This window comes from Rhodococcus sp. 05-2255-1e, from assembly GCF_002259025.1.
GTDB lineage: Bacteria > Actinomycetota > Actinomycetes > Mycobacteriales > Mycobacteriaceae > Rhodococcoides > Rhodococcoides fascians.
Genome location: NZ_NOZE01000009.1, coordinates 639,630 through 665,470 on the forward strand (window position 1 = coordinate 639,630; position 25,841 = coordinate 665,470).

The following is a 25,841-nucleotide window of genomic DNA, read 5'->3' on the forward strand; positions in this document are numbered from 1 at the left end:
CGCCTCTAATCGCTGTACGACGCGGTGGGTGGACCGGGGGAGGGGCCGAGCACCGTCAGCCACTTGTTGTAGATGCGGTTCCAGGTGCCGTCGGACCTGATGCGTGCCAACGTTCCGTTGACGAAGCGCACGAGATCCTCGTTCTTCTTGTTGATGCCCACGCCGTACGGTTCCGGGCTCAGACTGTCGCCGACGATCTCGAGGTACGGGTCCTGTGCGGCCAGTCCGGCCAGGATGGCGTCGTCGGTGCTGATGGCGTCGACCTGTCGTTGTTGCAGTACCACCAGGCAATCCGACCACATCGGCACCGTCACCACGGTCGCCGCAGGCTGCACCCGCTGCAGGCGACGCAGCGACGTGGTGCCCTCCACCGCGCACACCCGCTTGCCCGCCAGATCCCCGACCCCACGGATACCCGAGCCCTGCACCACCAGAACTCGGTGCTGCGCTTGGAAGTACACGGTGGAGAACTGGACGTCCTTACGCCGGGCGCACGTGATCGTCATGGTTTTCACCACGATGTCCACCGTCGAGTCCTGCAAAGCTTCGAGGCGCTGTGCGGACGTGAGAATTCGGAAGTCCAACCGGTTCGGGTCTCCGAACAGGTCGCGTGAAATCTCCCGAGCGATGTCCACGTCGAACCCGACCAGCTGCCCGGTCATGGGGTCGCGAAAGCTGAAAAGGTTACTGCCCGTGTCGAGGCCGACGACGAGGCGACCCTTGGCACGGAGTGCATCGATGGTCGGCTGCGGAGGAAGTGGCGCGTCGGTGCCGGTCGGCAGCGGCCGCAGACTCGCCGTGGGGCGAGCGCACTCGTCGTCCGCCGGTGTTTCGGTGGGCCGAGCTGCGACGGCGGCACCGTCGGGGAGAGGGGGTTCGGTGAACGTCGTATCGGTCTGTGCCGCAATTCTTTCCGGCGGTGAGCACCCGACGAGCAGGGCAGTCGCGACGAGGCCGGCGGCGAGCAGACGTTTCACAGGTACTCACGCAACCTCGGGAACAGGCCGACGCCGAACGCCACCGACGCCACGACCGTCAGCACGTACGCGCCGTTCGACAAACCCGACAGGACCCAGACCGATCGGTCGATGTTGGAGCGCAGTTCGCTTCGGGCACTGTCGATCCCGTCGACCAGCACACTGTCGAGAGCATTGAACGCGGCCGCCGAATCCGAGTCACCCGATCCGGTCGCTATCGACACCGCACCGTTGAAGTCGCCGACCTCGAGCGCCGAATCGATGCGCGCATGCGAGGCCGACCAGTTGTTCAGGGCCTCGGTCACCTCGGGGTCGCCCTCGAACATGTCCGCGAGCCGAGAGACGTTGCCGGCGAACGACTGTCCGTAATCCTGACTGCCACCGCGGCGGGCCAGGTCGAGTGTCTCGTCCGCCCTGGCCTGCTGGGCCAGAATGAAACCCGTCGTGTAGGACTTCAGCGGCGCCACCCCGCGGTCGATAGCGCGGTCGGTGGCGATCGACGAGATCAACCCCACCACCAACATCCACCCGAGCAAGCCGGCCAGCGCGGCCGTGGCACCGAGAAAACCGACATTCAGTGTGCGACGCGTCGTCCGGGACAGATACCACTGAGCGAGACCGGTCATCAGCAACAGGAACACCACCGACCCGATCGCGAAGTACGGGGGACTGGTGAACCTCTCCTGATCGGCCGAGACGCGGGAGGCCTGCTCGGTGTACAACTTCTCGGCCAGCGGCAACAGGCTGGACTGCATCATCGTCGACGCCTCGCCGAGATAAGCCGCACCCACCGGGTTCCCGCTGCGATTGTTCGCTCGCGCCGTCTCGACCAGCCCGCTGTACACCGGCAACCCGGTAGCGATCTGCGTCAGCACCGCGCTGGTGGCCTCGTCCTTGTCGGTGACCCCGGCGGACGCGGCGATCAATTCCGACGACGCCTCACCCAATGCCTGCGAGTACCGGTCACGTACTTCGGGTTGCTCGAGCCCACCGGCGATGAAGGCCGACGCGGCCGCCGCGTCGGCCACCGACAGGGCACCGTAGAGATTCTGAGCCGAGTTGGCGAACGGCTCGGTGCGCACCAGCAGTGTCCCGAGAGTGTCGACTCGATCGGTCACCGCCGTGGACGCGAGATTTCCGACCGTCAGCGCCAAGACGACCAGCGCGGTACCCATCGCGACCAACCGCGCAGGCGTCGAACGCATCGTGTATCGAACCGGTGGCTTGCCTGCAGCGGCACCGACGTGGGGTGCCGTTGTCGGGGGGACGGCAGCAGAGGGAGTAATGCCGGCCGCGATCACGCATCGAGCATATAAGCAGGCGGACCGCACTGCAGCCACTACAGCACAGTCACTACGGCGAGGCGGTTCACCTAGGGTGGGGAGCATGCGCGGTGACGGGGACGGTTGGGTGATCGGTGAGAACGGTTCTCGGCACTGGGGCAAGCACGGTGCCGCCGGTCTGCTGCTCCGTGCGCCCTCCGATAGGGGCGAACCGATGGTGTTGCTGCAGCACCGCGCGTTGTGGAGTCATCAGGGCGGAACGTGGGCCCTGCCGGGCGGGGCTCGCGATTCGCACGAGAGCACCGAGCATGCGGCGGTCCGCGAGGCGCACGAGGAAGCCGGTATCTCGGCCGAACAGTTGAGCGTGCGCAGCGAGCGTGTCACCGCCGCAGTCCCGAGCGGTTGGTCGTACACCACGGTCATCGCCGACACCGATCACCCGCTGGCCACCGTCCCGAACGGCGAGAGCACGGAACTGCGGTGGGTGCCGGAGTCCATCGTCGGCGAGCTGCCACTGCACCCGGGTTTCGCGTCGAGCTGGCCGTCGCTGCGTACCGAGCCGCTGCGCGTACTGCTCGACACCGCCAACGTTCTCGGCTCCCGGCCCGACGGCTGGTGGAAGGACCGCGCCGGCTCGACCGGCGCACTGTTGACGTCGCTGGCCGCGACACTGCCGCGCACGGTGGAACTACCCAGCGGCCAGTACGGCTGGCTCACCCGCATCGAGGCCGTGCTCGAGGGGCAAGCGCGCGACGCCGTTGTCGACGATCCGCGCATCCCGGTGATCCTCGCGGACGGCACCGGCGACGACACCCTGACCGATCAGGCCCACCGATCGACAGACCTGACCGCACTGGTTACCGCCGACCGCGGACTGCAGAATCGACTGCCCGGCGCGGTGCAGGTGCTCTCGCCGTCCGCCGTGCTCGCCTGGCTGTGACGTCAGTTCCGTGACATCAGCCCGGTGACATCAGTTCTGTAGCGCCTGTACCAGCGCGCGTGCAGCAGCCTGCGGATCGCGCGCCTCGGTGATCGCCCGAACGACCACGATGCGCTCGGCTCCCGCCGCCCGAACCTGATCCACATTGGTCGCGTCGACGCCGCCGATGGCGAACCACGGCCGCTCCGGCAACGCATCCGCGGTGGCCCGCAGAGTCTCCAGCCCGGCGGCCGAGCGGTTGGGCTTGGTGGGCGTCGGCCACACCGGACCGACGGCGAAGTAGTCGACGCCGTCCTCGATCGCGGCGAGCGAGGACTGCGCGCGGTTCTGCGTCGAGCGTCCGATCACCACATCCGGGCCGAGGATCTGGCGCGCGTAGTGCACCGGCAGGTCGCCCTGGCCCAGATGCAGGACGTCGGCACCGGAGGCCAGCGCCAGATCCGCGCGGTCGTTGACGGCCAGCAAGGCGCCGTGGCGTTTGGTGGCCGCGAGCAGAATCGCCAGCGCAGCGAGCTCGTCCTTGGCCTCGAGCGGCCCGAACTGGCGCTCACCGGCGGAGTTCTTGTCGCGCAGCTGGATGATGTCGACGCCACCGGACAACGCGGCCTCGGCGAACTGCGCGAGATCGCCCTTGTCGCGTCGGGCATCGGTACACAGGTAGAGGCGAGCGGACGCAAGACGCTCGCGAGGAGTCTGGTTGCGGACGGTCTGAGTTGGGTGCACGAAACGAACTGTATTCTCATGGCAGCCGCGACCGACGACGGAGTGGCCGACATATCGCGGGAGTCCCGAGGATCGTGGGGCTGAGAGTGGGTTCGCCGCCCTTACCGTCAATACCTGAACCCGATCATGCGGGCGCAGGGAGTGAGGACGTGAATCGCGTGCATATCGTCGTTATCGGCGGAGGCGTCATCGGGCTGTCGACGGCGCTGCGCCTGAGCCAGGACGGCCACCGGGTGGTGGTGCACGATCCTGCGCTGGGTCGAGGCGCGTCGTGGGTCGCCGGCGGCATGCTGGCCCCGCTGTCCGAGGGGTGGCCCGGTGAACACGAACTTCTACGGCTCGGTGCCGCGTCGCTCGCACGGTGGCCGGACTTCGCCGGACGCCTTCCCGGCCCGTCGGTGTTCTCGGCCACCGGATCGATGACGGTTGCCCTCGACTCCGCCGACGCCACCGACCTGCGCACGATCGCCGAATGGGTGGGCGAGCAGGGACACGAGCTCGAGATTCTCGGCCGCGCGCAGGTGCGTGAACTCGAACCTGCATTGGCGCAGAACATTCGGCTCGGGTTGTTGGCACCGACCGAGCTGTCCGTCGACAATCGGGCCCTGGTTGCCGCGCTCGAACAGGGATGTCTCGACGCCGGAGTGGAGTTCGTGGCAACCTCGGTCGACGCAATTCCCGACGCCGATCAGGTGGTCCTGGCCGCCGGTTCTCGCTGCGCCGCACTGTGGCCGACACTGCCGGTCAGGCCGGTGAAAGGCGAAATCCTGCGGCTGCGTCGCCGGCCCAGCGCCGCACCGCCACCGCACCGCACGATCCGCGGAACCGTACACGGCCGACCCGTGTACCTGGTGCCACGCGGCGACGGATTGGTCGTCGGCGCAACACAATACGAATCCGGTGAGGACACCCAGGTCACCGTGGCGGGGGTACGAGACCTGATCGCCGACGCCGAACGACTCATGCCGAGTATCGGCGAGTACGAGCTGTACGAAACCGCTGCAGGATTACGGCCGATGAGCCCCGACGGGCTGCCGTTGATCGGCAGACTCGCCGACAACGTGATCGTCGCTACCGGGCACGGGCGCAACGGCATTCTGCTCGCGCCGATCACCGCCGACGCCGTCGCCGCTCTCGTTTCGGGCGAGACGCTGCCCGAGGCGAAAGCAGCCACACCCGAACGCTTCTCACAGATCGAAAGGACACCATGACCCAGGTTGCCATCGGGATCACCGTCAACGGCGAGGATCACCTGCTCACCGAGGACATGACCATGCGTCGGCTGCTCGAATTCCTCGACATGCCCGAGAAAGGCATTGCCGTCGCCGTCGACGGTGCCGTGCTGCCCAAGAGTCGATGGGACACCACCGACGTCCAAAAGGGTTGGACCATCGACGTTCTCACGGCGGTTCAGGGTGGCTAGCGCACTCACCATCGCCGATCGCACCTTCACGTCCCGGCTCATCACCGGCACCGGGGGAGCGGCCAACCTCGCCGTCCTCGAGGAAGCCCTCGTCGCATCGGGAACCGAACTGACCACCGTCGCGATGCGCCGCGTCGACGCCGCGGGTGGGACGGGAGTGCTCGATCTGCTGCGCCGGCTGAACATCGCTCCGCTGCCGAACACCGCGGGGTGTCGAGGATCGGCCGAGGCCGTGCTCACCGCGCAGCTGGGCCGCGAGGCGCTCGAGACCGACTGGGTGAAACTCGAAGTGATCGCCGACGAGCGAACCCTGCTGCCCGACGCCATCGAATTGGTCAAGGCTGCAGAGCAACTCGTCGACGACGGTTTCCAGGTGCTGCCGTACACCACCGACGACCCGGTACTGGCCAAGCGTCTCGAAGACATCGGCTGCGTTGCCGTCATGCCGCTCGGCTCACCCATCGGCACCGGCCTCGGCATCGCCAACCCACACAACATCGAGATGATCGTCGAGGCCGCAGGGGTGCCCGTGATCCTCGACGCGGGCATCGGCACCGCGAGCGACGCCACCCTCGCGATGGAACTCGGCTGCGACGCAGTGCTGCTCGCGACCGCAGTGACACGCGCCAAGGATCCGGCGCTGATGGCGTCGGCGATGCGCCATGCGGTGGCCGCGGGTTACCAGGCCCGACATGCAGGCCGCATCCCGAAACGATTCTGGGCGCAAGCCAGCTCGCCGATGTAGCGGCTGCATCGGCGGCGCGGCACTTTGTGTGGTGCTGCGTATTTCGCAAACGCGCGCGCGTTTGCGAAACGCGCGCAGAATAGTGGCCAAAACGAGGGCGAATTCCCGCGCATCTGGCAAACGCGCGCGCATTTGCGGCCGCGCTTATGCACCGCACGACCCAGCCAGGCCTCGGCTGTCTCAGGGTCTGTGTCATCCAAAAGGATGATGCAAGTCGCGACTGTGGGGCGATGTGGACACGCCGTCGATCGGGGACAGTTGTCCCATGATCGAAGTGACAGGACTGACCAAGCAGTACGGAGCGGTGACGGCGGTCGACAACCTCACCTTCACCATCAAACCCGGCATCGTGACCGGCTTTCTCGGACCGAACGGTGCGGGCAAGTCCACCACGATGCGAATGATTCTCGGGCTCGACCGCCCCACCTCGGGGACGGCGACCATCGAGGGCAAGAGCTACAGCCACCTGAAGCAGCCACTGCGTACCGTCGGCGCTCTGCTCGACGCCAAGTGGGTGCACCCCAACCGGTCTGCGCGTGCGCACCTGGAATGGATGGCCGCCTCCAACGGCATCCCCAAGTCCCGCGTCGACGAGGTGCTGCGGCTGGTGGGCCTGTCCGAGGTCGCGAAGAAGAATGCGGGCGGATTCTCGCTCGGCATGTCGCAGCGGCTCGGTCTCGCCGGCGCTCTTCTCGGTGACCCCAAGGTGTTGCTGTTCGACGAGCCGGTCAACGGACTCGATCCCGAGGGCATCGTCTGGATCCGAAAGTTCATGCAGCGCTTGGCAGCCGAGGGCCGCACGGTCCTGGTGTCGAGCCACCTGCTCTCGGAGATGGCGCAGACGGCCGAACACCTCATCGTCATCGGACGCGGCAAGCTGATCTCCGATTCCTCGGTGCAGGAATTCATCGACCATGCCTCCGAGGCCTCGGTACGCGTGCGCAGCCCACAGCTCGACGGCCTGCGTCAGGTGCTGACCACCGCCGGCCTCACGGTGCGTGAGCCGGACAAGTCCGACGAATTGCAGCCCTCGCTGGTGGTGCTGAACTCCACCACCGACGCGATCGGCGACCTCGCCGGCCGGGCCGGAATCACATTGCACGAGTTGGCCTCTCAGCGCGGCTCGCTCGAGGAAGCATTCATGAAACTCACCGGAGACACAGTGCAATATCACGGCTCGGGAGCCGAAGACCAGAACACTCAGCAAGCAATGGGCGGTGCACTCTGATGGGCGTCTTGGCAGCAGAAAGAATCAAGTTCACCTCGACCAAGTCGCCGTGGTGGTGCAGCGCGATCGTGGTGGTCTTCGGCCTCGGGTTCGGAGCCATCCTGGGTTGGGCCGCAAAGACCGCCGTCGGCCCGGATGCGCCGGAAGGTCTGCCACCGACCACCGCATACGACGTCGTCGGCAGCGGCGTCGGCGGACTCGGCATCATGGTGCTGATGATCCTCGGTGCACTCACCGTCACCAGCGAATACCGCTTCGGCCTGATCCGGACCACGTTCCAGGCGATCACCAACCGGGCCTCGGTACTCGGTGCGAAGGCACTGATCGTCGGCGTGTACGGGGCCGTGCTGTCGTTGGTTCTGGCCTTCGGCGCGTTGTTCCTGGCCAAATCCATCGCCGGTGAGGAAGCCGGCGCTTTGCTGAGCTTCGACGTCGACGGCACCTGGCGCGTCGTCTACGGCACCGCAGTTCTGGCGTTCGTGCAGATCGTTCTGGCCGTCGCCGTGGGTGCGCTGATTCGTCAGTCCGCCGGAGCCATCGCCGTGTTGTTGTTGTGGCCGTTGCTCATCGAGAGCCTCGTCGGGATCATCCCGAAGGTCGGTGAGAAGATCCAGCCCTTCCTGCCGTTCAAGAACGCCGACCATTTCCTCGGCGGAAGTGCGGGAACGGACTTCCACTGGGGACCGATCGGCAGCCTGATCTACTTCGTCGTCTTCACCGCGGTGATCTTCGGAGTGGCAGTGTTCGTCGTCAATCGCCGGGACGCCTGACACCTGCCTGGGTAGGGTGTCCGCTATGCGGATTTCCTTGCTTGCAGGTAGCGCCGTCACTGTCCTGATTCTGGCCGGTTGCTCGTCCTCCTCCGGTACGGGGGACGAGGAACCGGCCAGAGTTTTCGCGACACCCGACGGGGCCGGCCTGTCGGAAGCGGTCACCGAGGATGCCCTCGTCGGGCACCTGCAGGAACTGGAGAACATCGCCGCCGCGCACGACGGTAACCGCGCGGCCGGGACTGCCGGATACGACGCCAGTGTCGATTACGTTGTCTCCCAACTCGAATCGGCCGGATTCGACGTCACCACTCCCGAATTCGATTTCGACACCTTCGAGGCGCAGACGCAAACCCTGTCGCTTGCGGGCACCGACATTCCGGTGTTCGCGCTCAGCTACTCGCCCACCACATCCGCCGAGGGAATCACCGCACGCGTCGTCGGCGCTCCCGCCGGGGCAGACGGGTGCGAGGCAACCGATTACGCCGGTCTCGACCTGACGGGAGCGGTGGCAGTCGTGCCGCGAGGGGTGTGCCCGTTCGGTGCGAAGCAGACCGTCGCCGCCGAATTGGGTGCGGCAGCAGCGATCATCGTCAACAACGAACCCGGACCACTGGATTCGGGAACGCTCGGTGATTCCGAGACTGCGAAGATTCCGACCGGCGGTGTCAGCCAGGAGGACGGGGCAGCGGTCCTCGCGGCCCCCGAGGTCACGTTGACTCTCGTCACGACGACCGAGTCGACCACGAGCCGCAACATCATCGCGCAGACCACCACTGGCTCGACCGAGAACGTGGTGGTCGCGGGTGCCCACCTCGACAGCGTCCCCGAGGGCCCGGGCATCAACGACAACGGCACCGGCACCTCCGCCGTGCTCGAGACTGCTCTGCAGATGGGTAGTGCGCCCGAGGTGACCAACGCGGTCCGGTTCGCATTCTGGGGTGCCGAGGAGAACGGGCTCGTCGGTTCGACCAAGTACGTCGAGGGCCTGTCCGACGAGGACAAGCGAAACATCGCGCTGTACTTGAACTTCGACATGATCGGCTCGCACAACCCCGGCTACCTCGCCTACGACGGCGACGACTCCGACCAGGTCGGTGAGCCCGCGGGACCGGCCGGATCCGACGCCATCGAGCGCACGTTCGTCGAGCATTTGGCGGCCGACGGTATCGCCGTCGACGGTACGGATTTCGACGGTCGATCCGACTACGGGCCGTTCATCGAGGTCGGCATCCCCGCAGGCGGCGTCTTCAGCGGCGCGGACGAGAACAAGACCGCCGAGCAGGCCGCGAAGTGGGGTGGCACGGCCGATCAGACGTTCGACGAGAATTACCACACCGATCAGGACACCCTGGCGAACGTCGACCGCGCGGCGCTGGCGAAGAACGGTGCCGCCGTGGCATACGGCATCGGTGTCTACGCGCAGTCGGTGGAAGGCCCCAACGGAGTACCGGTCGGGGCTGCGCGCGAGGCCGCACGCGCCGAAGGGTAAGGGAAGTATGTGTAACCGTGAGTTACGCTCGATGCTGTGAACGCAGTCGTCTCCTCGGTGGTGGAGTGGGTCCGCACCACCAACCGAGCGCCCACCGTCGTCGGGGCGGTTCGGCGTGTGCGTCGCGCATTACCCGGTGACCCCACGTTCGGTGATCCAATGTCGATCGACGGTCCGGGACGCGCACTGGCCGTCGCGCGGGTGGCGGATCGGTTCCTGGCAGCGAACGGACTCGACGACGAACCGGGTGCCTCCCGCGAACTCGGCCTCGGTGCCCTGCAGGTGTGGCAGGCCATCCTCGAGCGAGCCGGTCGGGGCCGCGGCGACGAGGACGTCACGATCGTCTTCACAGATCTCGTCGGGTTCTCGTCGTGGTCGCTGCGCGCGGGCGATACCGCCACATTGACGTTGCTCCGCAAAGTCTCCAAAGCCGTCGAACCCGAGGTCGTGTTCCGCGGTGGCCACGTCGTGAAAAGACTGGGCGACGGCATCATGGCCGTGTTCGCCGATGCGGGCAAAGCCGTCGACGCCGTGTTCGCGGCGCGCGAGGCCCTCACCAGTGTGAACGTCGACGGCTACACCCCGACGATGCGAGTCGGAATCCACACCGGAAGCCCGCGTCAGGTCGGTTCCGACTGGCTCGGTGTCGACGTCACCGTCGCAGCGCGGGTCATGCAGACCGGCGGAAACGGCAACATCATGATCTCGGCCGCCGCACTCGACGCCGTGTCACCGGAGGTGCTCGACGCGTTGCACGTGGTCGCCAAGCCTTATCGGCGCAGTTTCTTCGCTCCGAAGATCAAGGGCGCACCCGACGACCTACGCATTCTCCGACTCGTGCAGTCGCCACAGCGGTGACACCGGGCCGTGGCCCGCACCGAGGTCGTAGGACGCGGCGAGGCAACGGGTGACCCATTCCTTGCCGAACGCTACCGCGTCGGGCATCGAGTATCCGTGGGCCAGCGCCGACGCGATCGAGGCCGCGAGGGTGTCGCCGCCGCCGTGATCGTTGCCGGTGTCGATGCGTTCGCTGGTGAATTCGAGGAAGGTGTCGCCGTCGAACAGTAGATCGGTGCTGTGGGTCGAGGTGCGGAGGTGACCGCCCTTGACCAGGGCCCATTGCGCGCCCAATCCGTGCAGCGCCTCGGCGGCGCGACGCGCGCCGGCGTCGTCGACGACATCGATGCCGGTGATCAACCGAACCTCGTCGAGGTTGGGAGTCACCAGCGAGGCGATGGGAAACAGCGTGTGCCGGATGGCGTCGAGCGCCTCGGCGTGCAGTAGGGGGTCACCGTGCATGGACGCGCACACCGGGTCGACGACGAGCGAAACCGGGTGGTCGCGGCCGATACCCACCTCGGTGCACACGGCCGTGACCGCCTCGATGATCGCGGTGGACGCCAGCATCCCGGTCTTCGCTGCGCCGACGCCGATGTCCGATACCACCGAGCGAACCTGAGCCGCGACGATCTCCGGCGGGATCTCGTGGAAGCCCGTCACGCCGACGGTGTTCTGGACCGTCACCGCCGCGACGGCAACACATGCGTGCACGCCCAACATGGCCATCGTGCGACTGTCCGCCTGGATTCCGGCACCGCCGCCGGAGTCGGTTCCGGCGATCGTCAGCGCGCGGACGGGAGTCTCGCCGTTGGGCGTGAGCGGTAGGAACTTCACGAGAGACGACAGTACCGGCGGGCCGCGATCGGCAGGGTCTCGGCAGGCGAGACGCCGGAGGTGAATGTTGGTGAAAACATGGTGACACTTTGAATGTTGTTGTATCACAACGCCGCACGGGGACACTTATGAGCTGTACCAGCATCCGGTTCGGGATCGATGGACAAACCTACGCATCCGAAGGTTTGTTGGTAGAAAAGGTGACAGACCCACCTCGCGCATGTTTAATAGTGGTGCACGTCACATACCGTCTCGGTTCCGAAGTTCCTCCACCACTCCACACCCAGCAAAGGAGGCGTCCATGCTTGCGAGTTCTCCCAGTGCTGATGTCTCGATCAACAAAGACCAGAATCGCTTCGAGCTTCGACTGAACGGCGACCTCGTCGGCATCGTCGGATTCTTCGAAGTCGAAGGAAACGGAGCCCGTGCGACACGCACGCATGTCGTCTCCTTCATGCACACCGTCGTCACCGAGGACTTCGGTCATCAAGGCTTGGCCGGCATTCTGGTTCGCCGCGCCCTCGACAGCGCGCGGTCCTACGGCTGGAAGGTCAAGCCGGTCTGCACCTACGTCCAGCGCTTCGCGGCAGCCAACCCCGAGTACAACGACATGCTCGTCGCTCTCTGAGTACGCACAGCCCGGCCGGTCACGCCACGGCTGGTTACGTAAAGGACTCGACTAGGCGTCGATCGGTGCACTTTCCCCGCGACACTCGAGCAACTCTGGTCTCATAAGTGACATGAGTCACATCATTCACCGCCGCTCCGACGCGGCCATTCCGGTCGAGCGGCCGTTGGTCCGCATCGAGGACAACGCCGATCACAACAGATTCGATCTGTTCGTCGACGACGATCTCGTCGGCATCCTCGGCTATCGGTTCGGCGATGGCGACGATGCAGCCGGCGACGAATCGGTTGTCGCCCTGATGCACACGGTCGTCAAAGAGGAATACGGCGACCGCGGCTGGGCAGGAGTGCTCGTGCGCGCATCGCTGAACACCGCGCGCGACCGCGACTGGCGCATCGTGCCGATCTGCACCTACGTCCGTCGCTACCTGGCGCAGCACCCGGAGTTCTTGGACCTGGTCGTCGAATAGCAGAGACGGCCGCGGCTCAGCCGATCTCCACGATCACCGGAGCATGATCGCTGGCACCCTTGCCCTTACGCTCCTCGCGATCGATCGATGCGCCGGTCACGCGAGCCGTCAGGGCAGGTGAGGTCAACGCCATGTCGATACGCAGACCTTGTTTCTTCGGAAATCTGAGCTGGGTGTAGTCCCAGTACGTGAACGTCCTGGGCTCGGGAGTGAACTGCCGCGTCACCTCGGTGAAACCGGCCTCGGAGAGTGCCGCGAAGGCATCACGCTCCGGCTGCGAGGTGTGAGTCTTGCCCTCGAACAGGGCGGGATCCCACACGTCGTCGTCGGTGGGAGCGATGTTCCAGTCGCCGACGAGCGCGATCTGCGCCTGTGGGTCCGCCGCCACCCACGCCTGCGCGTCGGCCTTCAGTGCCGCGAGCCACTCGAGCTTGTAGGTGTAGTGCGGATCGGCGAGCTCGCGGCCGTTCGGCACGTACAGGCTCCAGATGCGCACCCCGTTGCAGGTCGCTCCGATGGCTCGGGCCTCGTCTGCGGCCTCGACCTCGGGATCCTTGCTGAACCCGGGCTGGTCCTCGAAGCCGGCCTGCACGTCGTCCAAGCCGACGCGCGACGCGATCGCCACGCCGTTCCACTGACTGAGCCCGACGTGGGCAACCTCGTAGCCGATCTCGGTGAACCGCTCGTACGGAAACTGTGCGTCCTTGCACTTGGTTTCCTGCATCGCCAGCACGTCGACGTCGGATCGCTGCAACCAATCGACGATTCGATCCTGCCGAGAGCGGACGGAGTTCACATTCCAGGTAGCAAAGCGCACGGGAAGGAACCCTATAGAACGCGTCCGACAGGCTCGCGGCCGATCGTGTCGTCCGGGCGCGCGTAGCGATAGCGGTGATGCTCGCCGAATCCCAGATCTCGGTAGAGCGCCTGGGCATCGGTATTGTCGACGGCCACCTGAAGGTATGCGTGCGTGGCACCGTTCTCGCGTCCCCATCGCACCAGCTCGCCGCAGATCAGCGTGCCGAGACCGTTGCGGCGATGCTCGGGGGACACCCAGAGCGAGGTCAAGCCCACCCACGACCGACAGTCCGGGGCCGCGGTGACGGCCGCTCGGCCCACTGCGATCGATCCGACTCCTGCGTTCCCGATCGCGCCGAAACCGAGGGTTCCGTTGCGCACCGCCGAGACCACCTCGGCAGCACCCGTCGTCGCCTGTCGGCCTTGGTAGCGCAGAGAACTCAGCCAGTCGGCGGTCGGTTCGGGAGTGATGGTGACAGGCGAGTCGCCCTCGCGTAAAACAAGATTCGAGATATCCGCCGCCATGACGACGGTCTCGTTGAACGTCGACCAACCGGCCGGTGCGGTCGCGAGACGGTCGGGGAGGGCGAGGATCGGCGACAGTCCTCGTGCGTCGTAGCGGGCGGAGATCGCGGCCACCGTCTCGGAATCTGCTGCTGCGCCGGGCTCGAGAGGCACCGCCGAATTGGCGCGCCCGGTGAAGCCGTGCCCGAAACGCAACTGCCAGCCGGTGATCCACTCCTGTTCGACACCCGGCCACCCGTCGGCCGCGGCCGCCTCGAGAGCCCGAATCTCCGAGGTACGAACAGGTTTGGGGCCCAACGGCTTCAAGGCCACTATGCGATCGGCGGCCACCTGCACCAGAGCGCCGTCCTTGGCGCGGACCGACACCGCGACCGCGTCGGCCGACACCAATTCCCCGATGACGTCCGTCATCGGGTGGGTGTGGCCGGGTGGCAGTCGGTACCGCAGCATCACCCGCGTCCCCGGCTGAACGGTCACGGCAGCGATCAGTCCTCGTCCTCGTCGTCGTGGCCGAAGGGGTCGTCGACGGTGCCCGGCACCCAGCTGAGGCCGGGGACGCCCCACCCGGAGCGCTTGATCGCCTTCTTCGCCGCTCGTGCGTGGCGACCGATGAGTACATCGGTGTAGAGGAAGCCGTCGAGGTGACCCACCTCGTGCTGCAACATCCGGGCGAAGAACCCGCGGCCCTCGATGTCCACCGGATCGCCGTTGGCGTCGGTACCGGTCACTCGCGCCCAGTCGGCCCGACCGGTGGGGTATTGCTCACCGGGGACCGAGAGGCACCCCTCGTCGTCATCGTCGGGGTCGGGCATCGTCTCGGGAATCTCGGACGTCTCGAGCACCGGGTTGACGACCTCTCCGCGGCGGCGAAAAACCTTGCCGTCCGCGCCCTGGTCGGGGCAGTCGTAGATGAACAGACGCTTACCGACGCCCACCTGGTTCGCCGCCAGTCCGACGCCGTTGGCAGCCGCCAACGTCTCGTACATGTCGGCGATCAGCTCGGCGAGCTCGGCCGGCGACTCGGTGACGGGATCGGTCGCAGTATGGAGCACCGGATCGCCGACGATCCGGATGGGAAGAATTGCCATGGTCGACAAGGATAGTGGGTGACGCCCGGCCCACCCACCGGCCCGTCGGGAGCGGAGCCGGTGGACGAGTGTCGCACCGACGGTTCGGTCGTCGACGAACACGCCACGCGCGAGTACCTCGCGGGAGCCGGGTCCGGGCGGTCGAACGTGGTTGAATGATCCCCGAAGTACAACTGTGTAATTCGCTCGAAGTTCGGTCGGTACTCGTACGGGTGCCGGCAGCACTGGGGGAAGCAGATTTCCTCGGGGTCGGTTGTCGCACGGGCCCAGGGGAGTCGAGAAGTCGAGGAGTGGGATGGACGGCGCAGCAGCGCGTGACTCGAACCAGTCTCAGCAACCGGGATCGGACGGCTCTCACGATCCGAACGAAGTCGGTGCGGACGGCTTGAGCCGACGAGAGCACGACATCCTGTCCTTCGAGCGCCAGTGGTGGAAGTACGCCGGGGCCAAGGAAGAGGCGATCAAGGAACTCTTCTCCATGTCGGCAACCCGCTACTACCAGATCCTCAACGCGTTGGTGGATCGTCCCGAAGCCCTTGCCGCAGACCCGATGCTGGTCAAGCGACTGCGCCGTTTGCGCGCGAGCAGGCAGAAGGCCCGCGCCGCACGTCGGCTCGGTTTCGACGTCTGATCCTCCGCGTCGGGTTTCGACTCTGCCGAGAGATGTTGCTCCGTGGGGAAGGCGCAAGCTCCGTTGAAAAGGTCTCGATCGACGGTCGGCTAGGGTCGAGTACGTGAGCAGCCCCAACCCGGAACAGACCGGGCCACCCCTCCGTGCCCTGGCCATGGTGCTGATCTCGCTCGCGATCCTGTTCGCAGCGATCGGTGCCCTGTCTCTGACCGGCTCCGATTCCGAGGATGCCGCCGCAGAGGCGCCCGCTGCCGCGACGACGACGGCTGCCGCTCCGGTGGCGCAAGCTCCCGGTACCCAAGCTCCCGCCGCGCAGGCTCCTGCCGCGTCGTCGACCACGTCCTCCGCAGCAACCACCTCCCGCGCCGCCGCCGATGTCGAGGTGCGCGTGCTCAACAACTCCAACGTCTCCGGGCTCGCCGCCGGCACTGCGAGCACACTCACCGCCGAGGGCTGGACGGTCGCCGAGACCGGCAACTTCAGCGAAGCCCAGTTCGCCCAGACCGCGGTGTACTACGGCACCGACACCGGTGAGCAGCAGGCAGCGCAGACGATCGCCACCCAACTCGGCATTCCGGCCGAGCCCAAACCCAGTTCACTCGAATCCACCGCGGGTGTCGTCGTCATCGTGACGCAGTAACTCGCCGGCATGACAACCTGTCCGGTTCGGCCGAATCGGTCGGCACGTTATGATTTTGCAAGCCCTTCACCCTGCCCGAAAGAGGAGCACTCTTCGATGGACCTGTTCAAGCGACGCACTGCTGCGACCCGCTCTTTGCGTTACGTGGCCCCGGTCCTCGCGATCGCCGCTCTCGGGCTCTCTGCCTGCAGCAACGGCGAGGTCGCGTCCGACACACCCGGCACGGTGCCGCCGGTGTGGACCGGTGAAGCAGACCCGTCCGCGGCCGCAGTCGCCGGTGACGGTCGGGCAGAGAGTGGCTCGGAAGGCAGCTCCGAGAACATGATCGAGGGCGTGCTCCGCAACGCGTCCGGTGCCGAGGTGGGCACCGTGTCGTTCGCGTCGGAGGGCGAGAAGCTCACCGTCACGGCCGAGGTCGAGAACATGACGCCGGGCTTCCACGGCTTCCACGTCCACACCGTCGGAGCCTGCGAGCCCAACTCGGTGGCACCTACCGGCGGTGAGCCGGGCAACTTCCTCTCTGCGGGTGGTCACCTGCAGGTCGACGGACGCACCGAACACCCCTCCAGCGGCGACCTGTCGTCGATCCAGGTGGGCGAGGACGGCACGGGCCGCCTGGTCACCACCACCGATGCGATCACGCTGGACGACCTGCGCGCCGGTGGTGCCGGAACGTCGGTCATCGTGCACGAGGGTGCCGACAACTTCGCCAACATCCCGCCGCGGTACACGTTGCCCGACGGTGCTGCGGTACCCGACATGGCGACCCTGATGACCGGTGATGCCGGTGCTCGGGCGGCGTGCGCGGTACTGAAGTAGTTTGAACGCTCCCCGGATCGACTTCGCGAGTTCTCCGCGACCCACGCTCGGCGTGGAGTGGGAAATCGCGCTGGTCGACAAGAGCACGCGGGATCTGGTCAACTCCGCCGAGGCAGTCATGGACGGCGTTCGTGACCTTGCCGGAGACACCCCTCGGGTGACGAAGGAACTGCTGCGCAACACCGTCGAACTCGTCACCGGAGTGTGCGAGAACGTCGGGGAGGCCATGGAGGACCTCGGCGGCTCGTTGGACCTGGTGCGCCGAGCCGCGGATCCTCTGGGGATCGATCTGTTCTCGGCCGGGACGCACCCGTTCGCGGAATGGTCGACGCAGCAGCTGACCAGCTCCCCTAGCTACGACGAGCTCATCGCGCGTACCCAGTGGTGGGGTCGACAGATGCTCATCTGGGGCGTACACGTCCACGTCGGGGTGTCCTCTCCCGACAAGGTCTTTCCCATCCTCAACTCGTTGCTGCTGCAGTACCCGCATCTGTTGGCACTGTCGGCGTCGTCGCCGATCTGGGCGGGCAACGACACCGGATACGCCAGCAACCGAGCACTGATGTTTCAGCAGTTGCCGACGGCCGGTCTGCCGTTTCAGTTCGACGACTGGTCGCAGTTCGAGGGATTCGTTCGTGATCAGCTCAAGACCGGCGTCATCGAACAGCTCGGGGGCATGCACTGGGACATCCGCCCGGCTCCGAAGTGGGGAACCATCGAGGTTCGGGTGTGCGACGGCGCATCGACCAAGCGTGAACTCGCGGCCCTCGTCGCGTTGACGCACTGCCTGATCGTGCATCTCGACGAACGACTCGAAGCAGGCGAGACCCTGCCGACGATCCCGCCGTGGCACGTCCAGGAGAACAAGTGGCGAGCTGCCCGGTACGGCCTCGACGCCGAGATCATTCTCGACGCCGACAGCAACGAGCGGCTGGTCACCGATGATCTGCACGACTTACTGGAGAAGTTGACTCCGACGGCGGTCCGGTTGAATTGCGTCGACGAGCTTGCCGCGGTGGCCGACATTCCCCGCCTCGGTGCCTCGTATCAACGCCAGCGTGCAGTGGCCGCGAAATCCGGCGGCGATCTACGTGCCGTCGTGGAGTCGTTGGTCACCGATCTCCAATCGTGACCCTCTGTATTTAATTTTGTGTTCACTCAGCGTTTACGATCAACGGCGTGCTGCAGGGGGACGTCGAGAGCGTCGAGGTCGATGCGACACGTGAGGACTCTGTTCGTCCTCTGATCGTCGGTGCCGTCCTTGTCGCAGCGTTTCTGCTGACGCTGCAGGTCGTCGCGTGGAAATGGAACTTCCCCGGCCCGCTGCCGAGCATGTGGAACGACATGTTCGGAACACCGAAGTCGATGTCGCTGCCGTGGGCGGCGCTCGTCCTGGCCACGGTAGGTCTGAACAACTCCACCCGCCTGCGCGTACTGGCCGTCGCTGCTGCGCTCGACGCCGTTGTACTGGGCGGCCGGTATCTGTTCGATGTGCCGCTGACCGTCGGGAACGGGCCGTCGCTGGTGCTGGTCGCGCTCGCGTTCCATGTCGTCCGGCGGCATGACGCTCGGGCGATGCGCGGCGTCGCCCTCGGCGCACTGTTGCTGCTCGCGACCAAGGCCGGCGATGCCTGGTTGCACATCACGACCTTGGTCCGGCCCTACGTTCTCGACGAATACGCATACGCCGCCGATCATGCGCTGGGAAATCCGTCCTGGGTGCTCGGCAGCATTCTGGACCGACTCGGCCCGGTCGCCGAGGGAACGCTGCACTGGATCTACATTCAGCTCCCCGTCGCGGCGATCATTGTTGCGCTGTACCAACTGCGTGGGGTCGCCGCGGGCTCAGCGTGGCCGAGACACTTCCTGTTCCGCACGTTCCTGCTCATCGGACTCGTCGGACCGGTGTTCTACCTGCTGTTCCCGGTGGTGGGCCCGATGTTCGCGTTCGAGTCGTGGCCGACGCAGTCGGTTCCGCTCTTGGGCAGCCTCGGCGAGATCCCGTTCGACTCGCAGACGCCGCGCAACTGCATGCCGAGCCTGCACACCGCGTGGGCTCTGAGCATCTTCATCCATTCCCGACGCGGCCCCTGGTGGCTGCGCACCGGCGGCACACTGTGGCTGTTGGGAACACTGGCTGCGACGCTCGGATTCGGTTACCACTACGGCGTCGACCTGGTCGCGGGCGCGGTCCTGTGCCTCACCATCGAATCTTTGCTGCGCGACCCGGAACGGGGATGGGACCGCGACCGGATCACGCTGGTGACCTACGGTTGCGTCGCGATGGCCGCCCTACTGGCGAGCTACCGCTACCTCGCCGAGGAATTCGCCGCGAACCCACTGGTGTTCGGTCCGCTCGTGCTCGGAATCCTGATCGGCATGGCGTTCGGTTTCCATACCGCGTTCTTCGCCGATCGCTCGCGCTTCACTGATCGGGTTCGTTCGGTTCCATCTCGTTGACGATGAGCAGGCCGTCGCGCCCGCGCTGTTCCCGGTAGGCGACGCGTCCCACGGTGTGCGCAATCACCGGAGCAGTGACGAGAGTGAAGATGCCGACCAGCACCAGCATCCAGATGTCGACATTGCCGCGCAGGCTGATGATCGCGCCGACCAACACCATGATCAACCCGACCACCTGCGGCTTGGTGGCCGCGTGCATGCGCGAGAGCGTGTCGGGGAAACGCACGATGCCCACGGCGGCCGTGAAGGCGAACAGCGCTCCCAACAGGATGAAGACAGATGCAATCCACTGGGCTGCGGTCATCGTTCGCCCCTCACTGTGTCGTTCATTCGTCCCTCACTCTGAACCGTGCGATGCTGACCGACCCGACGAAGCTGACCAGGGACAGCGCAACGATGGCAGGCACCAGCGTGGTGTCGCGGCTGTAGACGGCCCACACACCGAGCCCACACATCGACACGGCAAGGATGGTGTCCATCGCGACCAACCGGTCCAACGTGCTCGGGCCGTCGAGCAACCGGAATGCGGTGAGGATCGCGGCGGCGATCAGCAGCGCGCCTGCGATCGCCAGTACTACGGTCACGACCAGTCCCCCTTCCTCTTGTCGTCGGTCATCTTGTCGTCGCGCGGGGTATCGAGATCGCCCGATTCGGGATCGTCGCCCAGAACCCCGTGGTACTGCTCGTACTCCTGGTAGTGCAGGGGGCTCGGCTTCCAGTCGGAGTCGCGCTCGAATCCCGCGATGAACAGTTTCTCGAGGTTCCGAACGTACGTGTAGAACCCGTCGACTGCCTTCTGCGTGCCCATGTCCAGCACATGCACGTACAGCAGGCGTCGGGTGCGATCGATCTCGAGGACCATCGTGCCCGGGACGAGATTCATCGCGTCGACGAAGAGGGTGAGCACCAGATCGGACTTGATGGCGATGCGGCAGCGCAGCACACCGGTGACCGGCGGTGCCTTCGGGCGGATCGCCAACCACGCCACACTGACACTGGATTCGGCTGCGTAATAGAGGAATACGACTGCGAGCTTGACGAGCGAGAACACGTGGATGCGTCCCTCGACCGGCACCCGCGGCAACGGCAACAGCACCATGATGAGCAGGCCGACCGCGAGTCCGCCGAGGATGTTGGCCGCAGAGACGTTGCCCCACAACAGAACCCAGATGGCCGTCAACCATCCCAGTGTCCAGATCCGCAGCAGGAAGGAACGGTTCATCTTCATCGGGTGCCCTCCTCGTCTGCGCGTGCCTGTTCGTAGGCCTGATCGCCGACGAACTCGGCTCCCCGCACGGCGTCGATGTACACCGAGCGATCCCGCAGATCCGCCGCCGCCCGATCGCTGATGTCGATGATGCGCCCGGCGAACACCGTCATCGCCAAACCGACGACGACGAGGCCGATCGTCGGGATCAACATGAAGGCGGGCATCCGGCCCACATCCTCGCGGTCACCGAACTGGATGTCCGAGGAATCGTCGAGCAGAGCAGAGGGGCTGTTGTCCGCGAGGTCGCCTTCCGGTGCGTCGGCGCGGGCTCGCCAGAACGCCTTGGTCCAGACGCGAGCAACCACGTAGAGCGTCAGCAGACTGGTGACGGTGCCGCCGGCCACGAGCAACCAGGCCAGTACGCTGCCCTGATCGCTGCCGGCCTGCAGCAGGGCGACCTTGCCGATGAACCCCGAGAACGGTGGAATACCACCGAGATTGAGGGCCGGCACCAGGAAGACGATGGCCAGCACCGGGCTGGCCGCGGCCAATCCACCGAGCCGTCGCAGTGACGACGAACCGGCCTGACGTTCGATCAGGCCGACGACGAGGAACAGGGTCGTCTGCACCAGAATGTGGTGGGCCACATAGTAGATCGAGCCGGACAGTCCCGATTGAGTCGACAGCGCGACGCCGAAGATCATGTAACCGATGTGACTGACGAGAGTGAACGAGAGCAGTCGCTTGATGTCGCTCTGCGCGATGGAGCCGAGGATGCCGACGAGCATCGTCAGCAGACCGCAGACCATCAGCACGTTGTCGAGTGAGCCATCGGGGAACAGCAACGTGTGTGCGCGAATGATCGCGTAGACACCGACTTTGGTCAGCAAGCCGGCGAACACCGCGGTGACCGGAGCCGGAGCCGTGGGGTACGAGTCGGGCAGCCATGTGGACAGCGGGAACACCGCGGCCTTGATGCCGAACGCGACCAGCAGCACCGCGAAGATGGCGGTGCGAGTGCCGGACGGGATGTCGTCCATCCGCACTGCGATGTGGGCCAAGTTCAGTGTTCCGGTGGCGCCGTAGACCAGCGCGATGCCGATCAGGAAGATCAGCGAGGAGACCATCGAGACCATCACGTACGAGACACCGGCGCGGACTCGGTCTGCACTTGCCCCGAGCGTCAGCAACACGAACGACGCCGCGAGCAACACCTCGAAGCCGACGAACAGATTGAACAGGTCGCCGGCAAGAAACGCGTTGCACACGCCCGCGGTCAGCGCGAGATACGTGGGCAGGAAGATCGAGACGGGCTGATCCTCGCTGCCGTCTCGGATGCCCTGGCCGATCGAGTACACCATGACCGCCAGCAGCACGATCGACGAGACGACCAGCATCATCGCCGACAGCCGGTCCACCACCAGCGAAATGCCCAGTGGTGAGTCCCAGCCGCCGACCTGCAGTGCGCTGGTCCCGTCGCGATCGGCGAGATAGAGCATCGTCGACGAGATCGCGACCACCGCTGTCAACGCGACGATAGTGATGAAACGCTGCGCGCGGGGTCGTCGACCCAGCACCAGAGTCAGTGCCGCGGCGAGCATCGGGATGAGCACGGGCAGCGGGGTCAGGGCATCGATCACGCCCGGGGAGATCGTCATTTGTCGTCTCCCTTCGTGTCGTCGGAGCTGGAGTCGTCAGTGCCGGGGTGCTCCGGTCGGCTGTCGTCTTTCTCGGCCGTGTCGAGTCCGTCGAGACCGCGAAGCTGGGGGTTGTCGTCGTCGTTGTCGAAGTCGCCGTCGTGCAGATCCTCATAGCACTCGAGGTCCTCGAGGTTCCTGATCTGCTCGAGTGGAATCGGGTTGCCCTTCGAGTCGAAAGCGTCGCCGCCGAAGCTCGGCTCACCGGTGACCGGGTCGTCGGAGCGGTCGCGGTCGGGTGCCTCCGCCATCGATCGACGCTGGGAGACCTTGGTGTCCTCGGGGTCGTTCTCGACGTCGTCCTTGGTATTGAGCGTGAACGATCGATACGCCAGCGCGAGCACGAAGGCAGCGATACCCATGGTGATGACGATCGCCGTCAGGATCATCGCCTGCGCCAGCGGATCGGCCATCTGCTGACCGAGCGCGTTGTCGCGTCCGACGATGGGTGGTGTACCAGCGGGACCACCGACGGTGAGCAGCAGCAGATTGACTCCGTTGCCGAACAGCAGCAGGCCGAGCAACATCTTGGTGATGCTGCGTTCGAGCAGCAGGTACACACCCGATGCGACGAGAACGCCGACGATGACGAGCATTCCGAGATCAGCGGTCATCGGGCGCTCACTCGGCCTTGGCTCTGCATTTCCACCTGTGCGTCGAGACGCGCGCCGAGACTGCGGAGCACGTCGAGTACCAACCCGACCACGATGAGATAGACACCGAGGTCGAAGAACAATGCGGTGACCAGCTTGATGTCACCGAGAATCGGCAGTGTCACTTCCAACGTCGCCGACGACAGTGCCGGAGCGCCGAGGAACATCGACGCCACCGCCGTGCCGGCCGCGAAGATCAACCCGAGACCGAGGATCTTGCCTGCGTCGATCGGGACCGCTTCGCCGAGCTCGTACCGGCCGCCGGCGAGATACCGCAGCACCAGCGCGAGGCCCGCCGTCAGACCACCGGCGAAACCGCCGCCGGGGGCGTTGTGCCCGGAGAAGAAGAAGTAGATCGACAGCACCATGATCGTCGGGAAGATCAACCGCGTCGTGACTTCGAGAATCAACGAACGATGCCGCGGATCGATCAGATCGCCGCCGAGCAGCCACGTCGTCTCCGCCGCGTCGTTCGTGTCCGACGACGATGCGGGGGCGTCGGACACCCGCGGAGCGCTGCCGAACCGGCGGTTGCGGAACACCAGGCTGGCCACGCCCGTCGCGGCGACGAGGAGTACGCAGATTTCGCCGAGCGTGTCCCAGGCGCGGATGTCGACGAGGATCACGTTGACGATGTTCTTGCCGTCGCCGAGCTCGTACGCGGCCTCGGGGAACTGCAGTGAGACCGGGGCGGCGCTGCGGGCGTTCATTGCGAACGCGCCCAACACACTGACCGTGGCACCGACGGCGACGGCGAGCGCGGCACGGGGTCCGCGGGATCCGGCCGAGCCCCGGTCGTCGACCTCGGCGGGCAGTTTGCGCAGTACCAGGACGAACACCACGAGAGTCAGCGTCTCGACGAGGAACTGAGTCAGGGCGAGGTCGGGAGCGCCATGGATGGCGAAGATGACGCCGCAGCCGTAGCCGGTGAGTCCGACGAGGATGACGCTGGCCAGACGGTTGCGCATCACTGTCGCGCCGAGGCCACCCGCGATCATGATCACTCCGATGACCAACTGGAGCGGGGTGTTCCACAGGGTGTAGTCCAGGCCGGGTTCTTGGCCGACGATCAACACGATGATCGGCAGCAGCACCAGCGTCAGCAGGATCGTGCCCTGAGTGAGGGGGAGCGAACCGCGCTGCGTGGTGCCGGTGAGGCGGATGGACAGGGTGTCCATGAACTTGAGCACGTTGTCGTAGATGCGGTCTGCGTTACCGAGCGGGGGATGCTCGAACTTGAGCCGGTTGACCACGCGGTGAGCGATGAACAGCCCCACACCGCCGGTGACCACGACGACCGTCAGCGCCAACGGCAGGTTGAACCCGTGCCACAACGCCAGGTGGTATGGCTCCTGCCCGTACGACGGCAGGGTTCGGGCGTAGGGACTGACGATGTGGTCGACGACCGAGGACGTGAATCCGGCGATCAGACCCAGAACGGCGAGGAACGCGGGCGCGGCGAGGAACAAAGCGGAGGGTGCATGCATTGCTCTGACGGACGGGCTCGGACGCTTGAGCTGTTTGCGGGCGAACGCGCCCCAGACGAACCGAATGCTGTATGTGACTGTCAGAATCGAGCCGATCACCAAGCCTGCGACGACGACAGCCGCGACCGTGGGGTCGAGCGTCGGAGTGCTGATCACGGCCGACAGGGCTGTTTCCTTGCCGACGAAGCCGATCATCGGTGGTAGTCCGGCCATGCTGGCCGCGGCCAGCGCGGCTATCGCGGCGAGCCACGGGGCCTTCTTGCCCAGGTGGGCGAGCTTACGAATGTCTCGGGTGCCGGTGGTGTGGTCGATGATGCCGACCACCATGAACAGGGTGGCTTTGAACATCGCGTGCGCGATCACCATCGTCAGGCCGGCCAGCATGGCCTTCTCGGATCCGATGCCGACCAGGACCATCAGGAAGCCCAGCTGGCTGACCGTGCCGAACGCCAGAATCAGTTTGAGGTCGAATGCGCGCAGGGCTCTCCAGCCGGCCAGAATCATCGACAGCAATCCGAGGCTGATGACCGTGGCGCGCCACGGACCGGAGTCCGCAAAACCCGGAGCGAGGCGCGCGACCAGGTAGATACCGGCCTTGACCATCGCGGCGGCGTGCAGGTAACCACTGACCGGTGTCGGCGCGGCCATGGCACCGGGCAGCCAGAAGTGCATCGGCACGATGGCCGATTTGCTCAGCGCGCCGATGAGGATCAACACGACCGCCACTCCGGGCAGCCAGCCGCCCGGGGCGTTCGCGACGACGTCGGACAGGTTGTACGACCCAGCGGCCTGGCCGAGGACGATGATGCCCACCAGCATCGCCAGACCACCTGCGGTGGTGACGAGCAGAGCCTGCGTCGCGGCGCGCCGACTCGATGCGCGTTCTGCGTAGTGACCGACGAGCAGGAACGACAACACCGTCGTGATTTCCCAGAAGATGTAGAGCACGAGCATGTTGTCGCTGGTGATCAGACCGAACATGGCTCCGGAGAACGCGACCATCTCGGCGGCGAACAGGCCCAGCCTGGGCTCGTCGTCCTCGAAGTAGCGGGCGCAGTACAGCAGGATCAGCGAACCGATGCCCAGAACGAGCAACGACATGATGGCGGCGAGCGAATCGAAGCGCATGTCGATGTCCATCGACAGGCCGGGAACCCATTCGATGTGCAGCTTCTGGTCGGTGTTCCAGTTGCCGAACACCCAGATCAGGCTGAGTAGTGGCACCAGGGCCAAAGGGAAGAATGCAGTACGTCCCCACCACCGGACGAGAAGCGGCGCGAGCAGCGCGGCGGCGGCGTGCGCAAGAAGAATAGCGAGCAAAAATCACTCCGTCGTCTCGGTCGCCTCGGCTTTCGGGCCGGGGCGGTGGTCGTAGGGCGGCGATGAGTAGGGTCGTGAAATTGTGTGTGAAATCGACCTGGGTCTCCGAAGACTCGGTCTTTGAGAAATAGCGGACCGACCACCGAACGGTGGCGGGCACG

At 65.8% G+C, this 25,841-nt stretch carries 28 protein-coding genes; 15 read left to right on the plus strand and 13 right to left on the minus strand.

All coding sequences use genetic code 11. The features are described 5' to 3' along the window. Nucleotides 1–5 precede the first annotated feature (5 nt). Nucleotides 6–977, minus strand: coding sequence for a glutamate ABC transporter substrate-binding protein (locus CH262_RS06425; protein WP_027498491.1), 972 nt, complete (start codon nucleotides 975–977; stop codon nucleotides 6–8). Beyond that, the gene (locus CH262_RS06430) at nucleotides 974–2,278 is read right to left on the minus strand and encodes a hypothetical protein (protein WP_032365121.1); all 1,305 of its coding nucleotides are present in this window, start codon (nucleotides 2,276–2,278) and stop codon (nucleotides 974–976) included. Before CH262_RS06430 ends, CH262_RS06425 begins: the two co-directional genes overlap by 4 nt. A gap of 85 nt (nucleotides 2,279–2,363) precedes the next feature. Here CH262_RS06430 and CH262_RS06435 point away from each other — a divergent pair, with 85 nt between their 5' ends. Further along, a complete protein-coding gene (locus CH262_RS06435) occupies nucleotides 2,364–3,200 on the plus strand; it encodes an NUDIX hydrolase (protein WP_094717232.1) in 837 nt (278 codons plus the stop codon). A 30-nt stretch (nucleotides 3,201–3,230) separates the two neighbouring features. Here the strand turns inward: CH262_RS06435 and thiE are convergent, their stop codons facing one another. Continuing rightward, entirely contained in the window at nucleotides 3,231–3,923 is a 693-nt protein-coding gene (gene thiE, locus CH262_RS06440; RefSeq protein ID WP_027498488.1) for a thiamine phosphate synthase, read from the minus strand. A gap of 158 nt (nucleotides 3,924–4,081) precedes the next feature. Here thiE and thiO point away from each other — a divergent pair, with 158 nt between their 5' ends. The 7 genes from thiO (at nucleotide 4,082) to CH262_RS06475 (ending at nucleotide 10,439) form a co-directional block, all read left to right on the plus strand. Next, the gene (gene thiO, locus CH262_RS06445) at nucleotides 4,082–5,134 is read left to right on the plus strand and encodes a glycine oxidase ThiO (RefSeq protein WP_094717378.1); all 1,053 of its coding nucleotides are present in this window, start codon (nucleotides 4,082–4,084) and stop codon (nucleotides 5,132–5,134) included. Further along, nucleotides 5,131–5,346, plus strand: a complete 216-nt coding sequence (thiS, locus tag CH262_RS06450; RefSeq protein ID WP_094717233.1) for a sulfur carrier protein ThiS — start codon at nucleotides 5,131–5,133, stop codon at nucleotides 5,344–5,346. Before thiO ends, thiS begins: the two co-directional genes overlap by 4 nt. Beyond that, nucleotides 5,339–6,091 (plus strand): thiazole synthase, encoded by a 753-nt coding sequence (locus tag CH262_RS06455; protein WP_032374723.1) that lies wholly within the window; start codon nucleotides 5,339–5,341, stop codon nucleotides 6,089–6,091. The genes thiS and CH262_RS06455 overlap by 8 nt, the downstream gene beginning before the upstream one ends. A 265-nt stretch (nucleotides 6,092–6,356) precedes the next feature. After that, entirely contained in the window at nucleotides 6,357–7,319 is a 963-nt protein-coding gene (locus CH262_RS06460) for an ABC transporter ATP-binding protein (protein ID WP_027498484.1), read from the plus strand. Further along, nucleotides 7,319–8,089, plus strand: coding sequence for an ABC transporter permease (locus tag CH262_RS06465; RefSeq protein ID WP_032386137.1), 771 nt, complete (start codon nucleotides 7,319–7,321; stop codon nucleotides 8,087–8,089). The genes CH262_RS06460 and CH262_RS06465 overlap by 1 nt, the downstream gene beginning before the upstream one ends. A gap of 25 nt (nucleotides 8,090–8,114) precedes the next feature. Continuing rightward, a complete protein-coding gene (locus tag CH262_RS06470) occupies nucleotides 8,115–9,581 on the plus strand; it encodes a M28 family peptidase (protein WP_048316396.1) in 1,467 nt (488 codons plus the stop codon). A 36-nt stretch (nucleotides 9,582–9,617) separates the two neighbouring features. After that, nucleotides 9,618–10,439: an adenylate/guanylate cyclase domain-containing protein gene (locus CH262_RS06475; protein WP_094717234.1), complete on the plus strand. Its 822-nt coding sequence runs from the start codon at nucleotides 9,618–9,620 to the stop codon at nucleotides 10,437–10,439. Here the strand turns inward: CH262_RS06475 and thiD are convergent. Further along, the gene (thiD, locus tag CH262_RS06480) at nucleotides 10,401–11,255 is read right to left on the minus strand and encodes a bifunctional hydroxymethylpyrimidine kinase/phosphomethylpyrimidine kinase (protein WP_094717235.1); all 855 of its coding nucleotides are present in this window, start codon (nucleotides 11,253–11,255) and stop codon (nucleotides 10,401–10,403) included. The two genes, CH262_RS06475 and thiD, sit on opposite strands and share 39 nt — an antisense overlap. Before the next feature lie 301 nt (nucleotides 11,256–11,556). On the opposite strand from thiD, the gene CH262_RS06485 reads away from it, so the two are divergent. Both CH262_RS06485 and CH262_RS06490 read left to right on the plus strand, forming a co-directional pair. After that, nucleotides 11,557–11,883, plus strand: coding sequence for a GNAT family N-acetyltransferase (locus tag CH262_RS06485; RefSeq protein ID WP_027498479.1), 327 nt, complete (start codon nucleotides 11,557–11,559; stop codon nucleotides 11,881–11,883). 112 nt (nucleotides 11,884–11,995) lie between these two features. Continuing rightward, a complete protein-coding gene (locus CH262_RS06490) occupies nucleotides 11,996–12,352 on the plus strand; it encodes a GNAT family N-acetyltransferase (RefSeq protein ID WP_094717236.1) in 357 nt (118 codons plus the stop codon). Nucleotides 12,353–12,368: 16 nt separating this feature from the next. Here CH262_RS06490 and CH262_RS06495 read toward each other — a convergent pair whose 3' ends face one another. Genes CH262_RS06495 through CH262_RS06505 form a run of 3 tightly spaced genes read right to left on the minus strand, consistent with a single transcriptional unit; the run spans nucleotide 12,369 to nucleotide 14,763 of the window. Next, nucleotides 12,369–13,169, minus strand: a complete 801-nt coding sequence (locus tag CH262_RS06495; protein WP_094717237.1) for an exodeoxyribonuclease III — start codon at nucleotides 13,167–13,169, stop codon at nucleotides 12,369–12,371. An 11-nt stretch (nucleotides 13,170–13,180) separates the two neighbouring features. After that, nucleotides 13,181–14,152, minus strand: a complete 972-nt coding sequence (locus tag CH262_RS06500) for an N-acetylglutamate synthase, CG3035 family (RefSeq protein ID WP_441344379.1) — start codon at nucleotides 14,150–14,152, stop codon at nucleotides 13,181–13,183. 8 nt (nucleotides 14,153–14,160) lie between these two features. Next, nucleotides 14,161–14,763, minus strand: a complete 603-nt coding sequence (locus tag CH262_RS06505) for a peptide deformylase (protein WP_027498476.1) — start codon at nucleotides 14,761–14,763, stop codon at nucleotides 14,161–14,163. Between the two features lie 295 nt (nucleotides 14,764–15,058). On the opposite strand from CH262_RS06505, the gene CH262_RS06510 reads away from it, so the two are divergent. The 5 genes from CH262_RS06510 (at nucleotide 15,059) to CH262_RS06530 (ending at nucleotide 19,313) form a co-directional block, all read left to right on the plus strand. Continuing rightward, nucleotides 15,059–15,394, plus strand: a complete 336-nt coding sequence (locus CH262_RS06510; RefSeq protein ID WP_032365130.1) for a DUF3263 domain-containing protein — start codon at nucleotides 15,059–15,061, stop codon at nucleotides 15,392–15,394. A 103-nt stretch (nucleotides 15,395–15,497) separates the two neighbouring features. Next, entirely contained in the window at nucleotides 15,498–16,034 is a 537-nt protein-coding gene (locus CH262_RS06515; RefSeq protein ID WP_228139287.1) for a LytR C-terminal domain-containing protein, read from the plus strand. Nucleotides 16,035–16,130: 96 nt separating this feature from the next. Continuing rightward, the gene (sodC, locus tag CH262_RS06520) at nucleotides 16,131–16,853 is read left to right on the plus strand and encodes a superoxide dismutase[Cu-Zn] (protein WP_032365131.1); all 723 of its coding nucleotides are present in this window, start codon (nucleotides 16,131–16,133) and stop codon (nucleotides 16,851–16,853) included. A gap of 1 nt (nucleotide 16,854) precedes the next feature. Next, nucleotides 16,855–17,985, plus strand: coding sequence for a glutamate--cysteine ligase (locus CH262_RS06525; RefSeq protein ID WP_027498472.1), 1,131 nt, complete (start codon nucleotides 16,855–16,857; stop codon nucleotides 17,983–17,985). Nucleotides 17,986–18,023: 38 nt separating this feature from the next. Next, the gene (locus tag CH262_RS06530; RefSeq protein WP_094717238.1) at nucleotides 18,024–19,313 is read left to right on the plus strand and encodes a phosphatase PAP2 family protein; all 1,290 of its coding nucleotides are present in this window, start codon (nucleotides 18,024–18,026) and stop codon (nucleotides 19,311–19,313) included. Here the strand turns inward: CH262_RS06530 and mnhG are convergent. The 6 genes from mnhG to CH262_RS06560 are packed head-to-tail and all read right to left on the minus strand — an operon-like array spanning nucleotide 19,279 to nucleotide 25,680. Next, nucleotides 19,279–19,617: a monovalent cation/H(+) antiporter subunit G gene (gene mnhG / locus CH262_RS06535; protein ID WP_027498469.1), complete on the minus strand. Its 339-nt coding sequence runs from the start codon at nucleotides 19,615–19,617 to the stop codon at nucleotides 19,279–19,281. The two genes, CH262_RS06530 and mnhG, sit on opposite strands and share 35 nt — an antisense overlap. Before the next feature lie 22 nt (nucleotides 19,618–19,639). Next, nucleotides 19,640–19,897: a monovalent cation/H+ antiporter complex subunit F gene (locus tag CH262_RS06540; RefSeq protein ID WP_027498468.1), complete on the minus strand. Its 258-nt coding sequence runs from the start codon at nucleotides 19,895–19,897 to the stop codon at nucleotides 19,640–19,642. Further along, nucleotides 19,894–20,535 carry a Na+/H+ antiporter subunit E gene (locus CH262_RS06545; protein ID WP_228139369.1) on the minus strand — a complete coding sequence of 214 codons (642 nt, stop codon included), beginning with the start codon at nucleotides 20,533–20,535 and terminating at the stop codon, nucleotides 19,894–19,896. The genes CH262_RS06540 and CH262_RS06545 overlap by 4 nt, the downstream gene beginning before the upstream one ends. 2 nt (nucleotides 20,536–20,537) lie before the next feature. Then, entirely contained in the window at nucleotides 20,538–22,181 is a 1,644-nt protein-coding gene (locus CH262_RS06550; protein ID WP_094717239.1) for a Na+/H+ antiporter subunit D, read from the minus strand. Beyond that, nucleotides 22,178–22,834, minus strand: a complete 657-nt coding sequence (locus CH262_RS06555; protein ID WP_094717240.1) for a Na(+)/H(+) antiporter subunit C — start codon at nucleotides 22,832–22,834, stop codon at nucleotides 22,178–22,180. Before CH262_RS06555 ends, CH262_RS06550 begins: the two co-directional genes overlap by 4 nt. Continuing rightward, nucleotides 22,831–25,680, minus strand: a complete 2,850-nt coding sequence (locus CH262_RS06560) for a Na+/H+ antiporter subunit A (RefSeq protein WP_094717241.1) — start codon at nucleotides 25,678–25,680, stop codon at nucleotides 22,831–22,833. The genes CH262_RS06555 and CH262_RS06560 overlap by 4 nt, the downstream gene beginning before the upstream one ends. Nucleotides 25,681–25,841: the final 161 nt, after the last annotated feature.

Bases quoted from the DNA above. Each gene is read 5' to 3' on its own strand.
- CH262_RS06435 (WP_094717232.1), top strand. From the start codon at position 2,364: ATGCGCGGTGACGGGGACGGTTGGGTGATCGGTGAGAACGGTTCTCGG.
- CH262_RS06550 (WP_094717239.1), bottom strand. From the start codon at position 22,181: ATGACGATCTCCCCGGGCGTGATCGATGCCCTGACCCCGCTGCCCGTG.
- CH262_RS06470 (WP_048316396.1), top strand. From the start codon at position 8,115: ATGCGGATTTCCTTGCTTGCAGGTAGCGCCGTCACTGTCCTGATTCTG.
- CH262_RS06505 (WP_027498476.1), bottom strand. From the start codon at position 14,763: ATGGCAATTCTTCCCATCCGGATCGTCGGCGATCCGGTGCTCCATACT.
- CH262_RS06555 (WP_094717240.1), bottom strand. From the start codon at position 22,834: ATGACCGCTGATCTCGGAATGCTCGTCATCGTCGGCGTTCTCGTCGCA.
- CH262_RS06465 (WP_032386137.1), top strand. From the start codon at position 7,319: ATGGGCGTCTTGGCAGCAGAAAGAATCAAGTTCACCTCGACCAAGTCG.
- CH262_RS06460 (WP_027498484.1), top strand. From the start codon at position 6,357: ATGATCGAAGTGACAGGACTGACCAAGCAGTACGGAGCGGTGACGGCG.
- CH262_RS06490 (WP_094717236.1), top strand. From the start codon at position 11,996: ATGAGTCACATCATTCACCGCCGCTCCGACGCGGCCATTCCGGTCGAG.
- thiS (WP_094717233.1), top strand. From the start codon at position 5,131: ATGACCCAGGTTGCCATCGGGATCACCGTCAACGGCGAGGATCACCTG.
- CH262_RS06545 (WP_228139369.1), bottom strand. From the start codon at position 20,535: ATGAACCGTTCCTTCCTGCTGCGGATCTGGACACTGGGATGGTTGACG.
- CH262_RS06510 (WP_032365130.1), top strand. From the start codon at position 15,059: ATGGACGGCGCAGCAGCGCGTGACTCGAACCAGTCTCAGCAACCGGGA.
- CH262_RS06485 (WP_027498479.1), top strand. From the start codon at position 11,557: ATGCTTGCGAGTTCTCCCAGTGCTGATGTCTCGATCAACAAAGACCAG.
- sodC (WP_032365131.1), top strand. From the start codon at position 16,131: ATGGACCTGTTCAAGCGACGCACTGCTGCGACCCGCTCTTTGCGTTAC.
- mnhG (WP_027498469.1), bottom strand. From the start codon at position 19,617: ATGACCGCAGCCCAGTGGATTGCATCTGTCTTCATCCTGTTGGGAGCG.